Source organism: uncultured Gimesia sp. (assembly GCF_937919775.1).
Lineage (GTDB): Bacteria > Planctomycetota > Planctomycetia > Planctomycetales > Planctomycetaceae > Gimesia.
Map to the genome: position 1 here is coordinate 1 of NZ_CALFPF010000740.1, position 5,289 is coordinate 5,289.

Sequence of the window (5,289 nt, forward strand, 5' to 3'; positions counted from 1 at the left end):
GGTTTTCAACTTTCAACCAATTTGCAGACACCAGCTACGCTGGTTTAAGGACTAGCATCCAATGGAAAAGAAGGTCTGGAGCATCTGAAACACAATCGTGTCGATGTGTTATTCACAGATCTACAACTTCCGGACGGAGATGGAATCAATCTGATTCGTAAAGCACTTCAGATTCACCCGAATATCGCTTCTGTGGTGATCACCGGATTTGGGTCTCTCGATTCTGCCATCGAAGCGTTGCGTCTGGGAGCCTGCGATTACATTACAAAACCTTTCAGCCCGGAACAAATCGTTCGCTCTCTCCGCCGTGCCATCGGTGCGAAGCAAATCGACCATTCAACTGCGCAGTTGAAATCTAACGATCATCCGTCCCAGCATTTTCCTCTGGAAAGTTTTATCGCTAGAAGCGTTCCGATGCGGAAAGTGATTTCACTGATAACAAAAATATCCCAGGTAGACATGCCTGTTCTAATTCAGGGCGAGGTCGGGGTTGGAAAGAAAACACTGGCAAGACTGATTCATAATCATAGCCCGTTTGCAGAAGCTCCGTTTACACATATCAACTGCTCAGCGATTGTGAGCAGTGAGCATCTCAACAATCTAGGCATTGGAGTTCTGGAAAATCTGAAGCAAAACTGGTCTTCGGATCGCTCGCATATGGGAACCATCTTTCTTGAAGATATCGAACAGCTGCCGAAGTGTGAACAAAAACAACTTTTGAACTTGCTGGAAGAAGGTTGTATCAGAGCTCCCTGGTCAGCATCTTCGTCGGCCAGCGCTGTTCGACTGATTACATCAACGACCGCCGACCTTCAATTGGCAGTATCTCAAGGTCAATTCCATCGGAGTCTCTACGATAATTTAAACGTACTTCCGATTAATGTTCCCCCGCTCCGTGAACGTCGTGAAGATATCGTTCCACTGTCAACGCATCTTCTGGAACAACTCTGTAATAGCTGGAACTGTCCTGTTGGGGAATGCAGACGCCGGATGAGTAATGAAGTGTGGGAATTACTCCTCGGTTATGAATGGCCCGGTAATGTGCAGGAACTGTCGAGTGTAATATCCCGGATGGTGTTACTTGAGGACAGTTTAATTGTAGCAAAACAACTGAAACAAACTCGGCAACCAGTTCGTAGCCAAAGTAATGAAGCCATCTCCGTTCCGTTTCTCGGCGATCTTAAATCTATGGAATGTCATATGATCAGCGAGGTTGTTAAACGTTGTGGTGGAAATAAAGCCGAAGCTGCCAGAACTCTCGGAATGCACCGCCGAACCCTGTACCGCATTCTGGAAAAAGAGTGACGGAGTTCGGAAGTGCGTCAGACTGTCAGCTCTGAGAAGTATCACGGCAGCATTATCTTCTTTCATGATCAATTTGCGGATTCATTTGAACCCAGTGACTGATTAATGAAATTAATTCGTCGTCGGTGGAATGGGATTTCCGCTCTATCTGTTTGTATTCATGCTCTTCAATGCCGAGACGATCGAGTTCTGCAATGAGCAGTGCTGTCGTCTGCTTTCCACAAGAGATTCTTTTCATGTCGTTATCGACACGCAACTCTGTAGCCCGCTGCTGTTTTTTCAGCCTCGACCATTGAACCACTTTCAAACCAATCATCGAAACCAGACCGAACAACCCGATATTGGCCCATAAATGCCTGATGGTCGTATCAAACTCTGCGCCCCACCCGGCCGCCACGAGACATAAACTGAACCATCCGATCAAGTTTGTTAATGAGTTTCGTCCCGACTCGTATAATGCAGTAGAGGACATCAGGCTCCCTTTCTGGTATGAGATTTTAACACTGGCTTGGTTATCGACGAATTGCTCCCAAGGTCGTTGAAGAGTACAATCAACGTGCGTAGCAAATATCTACCTCATGTATTCGGCAATCAACGAAACTGACTTTGAAAAATGGATCATACACTCACGTTTCGAGTCATTTTGTCACATCTGTGCTCTCAGCATGAGACCATAGATCACAATCTATCAGCACGGGAAAACCCGCATCTGCACTTCACCGACAACACATCACAGTACGATGTGAAACGCTTACGCGTGCTGGTGCGGGTTAAGTAAATGGGTGTCGGGTGATGAAAGGCGTGAAACATTTGGCTGGAGATTAAATTAAGAGATAAGGCAGAAAAAGGAGAAAACATGATGGCTAAAGCAAAAGAGCCCAGTCCTGTTGCAACAGTTCTCTTAGTCGCTTTTGGTGCATCTCAAAATAAAATATTGGATATATCTCTACCTGTCGATGATTATTACTGTGATTCTCACCCAATCATTGATGACAACGAATTTCGAAAAAAGATGGGAATCCGATATATCGAAGGGCAAATATTTGATTACGAAGGCAATCTGGATCAGAAATTCAAAAACGAATATGACTCAGAAGGGGCCTACAAACATAGCAAAATTGTTCATTCAGACGGAACAATTATAGAAGACTGACACCTTTTATCACTCTTCTGATTTACGGGAGACATAAGTATGAGACGATTATTTTTCGCTGGCCTTGTTGTCATCTTGTTGGCACCGCCGCTTTATTCGGCGGAGATTGACGCAGAGGCGGGTGCTGCGCTTTCCGATTTGAATGGCGCTTTCATCAAAGCCCACGGCGTCGCCAGGGAACTCAACCTCGCCACCGGCGGGCCCATCATCCTGCTCCGCGACGGGCAACTCGTGCTGGTCCGCAACAAAATGGAAACCACGGCCGAATTGAGTCTTCCCGCGTACGATACGTTCAAGGTCTTTGCACATCTGCCGGTGGCCATTTATCTCATGCTGGGTCCCCAGGGTGCCGGCCCACTCGATACTCCACGACTTCAACAACTCAACGAGTACCATGCACGGCTCCAGCGGGTCGAGAAAAAAATCGATCAGATTGGTCTATGTGGCACAGACCTCGAACGGCAGAAACAGATCCTGGGCGCTTCGAAGCAGTTCCTTGACCAGGTCATTCAACAGCAGCAGTTCAGCACCGAAGAGTTGCATACTTTCACGCGGGCGATGCTGCCAATGATCGAGGCGAATCTGGCAGGCGCCGCCGCGAGCCAGCTCAACGCAATGCATCAGCAGGTCATGTCCTGGAAAAAAGAACTGACACCCGCCGAGTGGAAGCAGTTGCGCGTCGGGGTGAAGGGAGCCGTGCTGGCCCGCGATGATAACCTTGCCATGCAGTACTTTGAGCGACTGTTTCACACTAACAAGGAAGGGGTGCGGCTGATTTATATGGAGCGTTATGTCCCACCGACGCCGATGCTGACCCTGCTGGCCACACGCCACGTCGACCGAGGAATCAGCATCGCCTTTTTCGACAATCCCGACCGCATGTTCCGCGACGTACTGGCAGACGCCGCCGCGGCACACATTAAGAACATGAACTTCGATTAGTCTGCGGAACCCTTTTATAACGCAATTGGTAATAGGCAGAATCAATGTCTGTCTATCAATCGACAGGCAAATAAATGAAAACTCGCCATCCTTGCTATATTGTTGCAGAGTTACCTGAGCGCATTCGAAGCGAGGTTCAGGCGATTCGGGATGACTTCGCCAGTATTACTGCCACGCTACCAGTAGAGATTACGCTCGCCGGTTCTTCTGGTTTGGGACCGATTCCTGCGGGAACGGACCTCTCACTGATCGTCGCTCAAGTGGATGCTGTGTTCTCAGCAGTCTGCCCCTTCAAAGTCGCTTTTTCTCGGATCGCTTCTTTTCCCAACACATCGATTGTCTATCTCACTCCCTTAGAACGCACCCGATTTGATGAGCTTCATGATTTACTCCGTCATTCTGAGATACCATTCAGCCCTTCGCGCTTTCCTTATAATCCGCACTGCACCCTTCGAGCCGGATCCGTACTTCCTCCAGAGGAAGTAGATCAGCTCACGCATCACGCTTTCCCGAACGCTCCCTTCCTGATCGACACGATCTCCGTTTACGACCTGGATCCCACCTTGATTAGATGCAACTTACTTCATCAGACATCGCTCAATGCCGAACAAGACGCTGCAGCTAACGCCTAGGTCGTGTTTCTTAATTTGAATTTGTCTTTGTAAAAGAAAAACCATCGAGATGTGCAGTCAAAAATGGACAGAAAGGAACCGGGGCTAACGCCCTGCGGCTAATAACGAACGCCTCGCGGTTGACCGCGTGGTGGAACAGGGAATGCCGACTGGCGAATTACCGCAAACAAGATCAGCCGCACGGCGTTAGCCCCGGTTTATACCAATCCCGGTAAAGATTGCGAGGTGGCAATTCTGCTGTGGATGCAAATTCATATAATACCAATTGATGATAGACCGAAATCCTGATAGATTTAGACAGAATCAAATTCTGTCTAGCAATCGTTATGTTGACGGAGCGATGTCGAAAGAATGTCACAAAATGCAATCGCAATCACTTCCGTCACATGTATTAGTGCGATTCTTGGCACGTTCGGCGTGATTGATTACCAAACAACTCGTTCCATTTCGCACATCGAAAACCTCGGCGGAGGCGTAAGACACGATACTGGGTGGGGGGCGACCGTCTACGAGATCGTTTCTCTTGACGATACGGATGCAACAGACACCGACATGAAATATGTTCGCTATCTTTCGCCGTGCCACGGCGTTTATCTGAGGAATACTCAAATTACTGATGAAGGACTTAAAGAACTTCACGGACTTCTGTTGGACGAAATCGACTTGACTGGAACCAAAGTGACTTCCGCAGGGATTCAAGAGCTGCGTCAAACACTCCCCAACAAAGAGTGTCGAATTAAATATCAACCGTAACATGTCAACATCACAATCTGTTGAACCGGAGCGGCACTGTGCAATGAGGGCTCAGGAAAACACATCCCGACCTGCTGTGGTACCGAATTGGGTCATGCTCCCGCTCTCGGTCATCGCCATTCTGCTTGCGCTGACTTTCTTCGGCGTTGCCGCCGTGTTTCAAAGTCGCGGCTTAACCGATGATACCCTCGCCGCGGTCGCCGCAACGTTAATCGGTGGCATCCTCCTCATTGCGGGCATTGCTGGCATACAAAGCAGGCACCGGAAAGGTGACACCGAAACGAAGAAAACCGTCATCAGCCGCACGGCGTTAGCCGCGGTTAATTCCAGTCTCGGCATAGGTCGCGAGCTGGCAATTCTGCTAAGGACGCTAATTCATATAATTTCAATTGATGATCGACCAAAATCCTGATAGATTCAGGCAGAATCAAATTCTGTTTATTAATAGTAAGCCATAAGAAGCTTGGCGCCAGTAAGAAACATGATTGCAAACTACCTGGAATA

The 5,289-nt window shown here is 48.3% G+C and carries 7 protein-coding genes and 1 pseudogene; 7 read left to right on the forward strand and 1 reads right to left on the reverse strand.

Annotated features, from left to right (window positions below):
* Positions 1-66: 66 nt before the first annotated feature.
* A pseudogene (locus Q0294_RS20965) lies at positions 67-882 on the forward strand (sigma 54-interacting transcriptional regulator); the annotation flags it as partial.
* A gap of 306 nt (positions 883-1,188) precedes the next feature.
* Complete coding sequence (locus Q0294_RS20970) at positions 1,189-1,305, forward strand: helix-turn-helix domain-containing protein (protein ID WP_299469366.1); 117 nt, start codon at positions 1,189-1,191, stop codon at positions 1,303-1,305.
* A gap of 52 nt (positions 1,306-1,357) precedes the next feature.
* On the opposite strand, the gene Q0294_RS20975 is transcribed toward Q0294_RS20970, so the two are convergent.
* Positions 1,358-1,777, reverse strand: a complete 420-nt coding sequence (locus Q0294_RS20975) for a hypothetical protein (RefSeq protein WP_299469354.1) — start codon at positions 1,775-1,777, stop codon at positions 1,358-1,360.
* Between the two features lie 384 nt (positions 1,778-2,161).
* Between Q0294_RS20975 and Q0294_RS20980 the strand changes: the two genes are divergently transcribed.
* The 5 genes from Q0294_RS20980 (at position 2,162) to Q0294_RS21000 (ending at position 5,197) form a co-directional block, all read left to right on the forward strand.
* Positions 2,162-2,458, forward strand: coding sequence for a hypothetical protein (locus tag Q0294_RS20980; RefSeq protein ID WP_299469356.1), 297 nt, complete (start codon positions 2,162-2,164; stop codon positions 2,456-2,458).
* Positions 2,459-2,497: 39 nt separating this feature from the next.
* Positions 2,498-3,400, forward strand: a complete 903-nt coding sequence (locus Q0294_RS20985) for a hypothetical protein (RefSeq protein ID WP_299469358.1) — start codon at positions 2,498-2,500, stop codon at positions 3,398-3,400.
* A 74-nt stretch (positions 3,401-3,474) separates the two neighbouring features.
* Positions 3,475-4,032, forward strand: coding sequence for a 2'-5' RNA ligase family protein (locus tag Q0294_RS20990; protein ID WP_299469360.1), 558 nt, complete (start codon positions 3,475-3,477; stop codon positions 4,030-4,032).
* 351 nt (positions 4,033-4,383) lie between these two features.
* Positions 4,384-4,785 (forward strand): hypothetical protein, encoded by a 402-nt coding sequence (locus tag Q0294_RS20995; protein WP_299469362.1) that lies wholly within the window; start codon positions 4,384-4,386, stop codon positions 4,783-4,785.
* Positions 4,786-4,879: 94 nt separating this feature from the next.
* A complete protein-coding gene (locus Q0294_RS21000; protein WP_299469364.1) occupies positions 4,880-5,197 on the forward strand; it encodes a hypothetical protein in 318 nt (105 codons plus the stop codon).
* Positions 5,198-5,289 lie beyond the last annotated feature (92 nt).

Excerpts from the sequence above, each read along its gene's own strand:
- Q0294_RS20970 (WP_299469366.1), top strand. The coding sequence starts at position 1,189 with ATGGAATGTCATATGATCAGCGAGGTTGTTAAACGTTGTGGTGGAAAT.
- Q0294_RS20975 (WP_299469354.1), bottom strand. The coding sequence starts at position 1,777 with ATGTCCTCTACTGCATTATACGAGTCGGGACGAAACTCATTAACAAAC.
- Q0294_RS20980 (WP_299469356.1), top strand. The coding sequence starts at position 2,162 with ATGATGGCTAAAGCAAAAGAGCCCAGTCCTGTTGCAACAGTTCTCTTA.
- Q0294_RS20985 (WP_299469358.1), top strand. The coding sequence starts at position 2,498 with ATGAGACGATTATTTTTCGCTGGCCTTGTTGTCATCTTGTTGGCACCG.
- Q0294_RS20990 (WP_299469360.1), top strand. The coding sequence starts at position 3,475 with ATGAAAACTCGCCATCCTTGCTATATTGTTGCAGAGTTACCTGAGCGC.
- Q0294_RS20995 (WP_299469362.1), top strand. The coding sequence starts at position 4,384 with ATGTCACAAAATGCAATCGCAATCACTTCCGTCACATGTATTAGTGCG.
- Q0294_RS21000 (WP_299469364.1), top strand. The coding sequence starts at position 4,880 with ATGCTCCCGCTCTCGGTCATCGCCATTCTGCTTGCGCTGACTTTCTTC.